Origin of the sequence: Pseudoalteromonas sp. S3785 (assembly GCF_005887365.1) — a bacterium.
Lineage (GTDB): Bacteria > Pseudomonadota > Gammaproteobacteria > Enterobacterales > Alteromonadaceae > Pseudoalteromonas.
This window is the reverse complement of record NZ_PNCT01000159.1, coordinates 1-216: the sequence shown is the minus strand read 5'-3', so window position 1 is coordinate 216 and position 216 is coordinate 1. Positions and strand designations below refer to the sequence as shown.

The 216-nt window shown below is 46.3% G+C and carries 1 pseudogene; it reads right to left on the bottom strand.

What is annotated here, in order from left to right:
* Nucleotides 1-216, bottom strand: a pseudogene (locus CWC17_RS19480) (hypothetical protein); the annotation flags it as partial.

Below are 216 nucleotides of genomic sequence, written 5' to 3'. Positions count from 1 at the left end.
CCAACATTTTGCCTATTCCTTTTACGATAGCTAAATAACTTAGCTCAGAAAACTCACCATTATCGGCTCTGGAATCACCAATAGCCTGCTCTTTGTTCTTTCCACTCCCTTGCAGCGTTGATAGCGATTTCTGAATCGGCCCTATTACTGTTAATAACTGGGGGCTGGTGCATTTAAGCCATAGGCTTATCCACCACAGGGGTAGCGGAGGTGCGC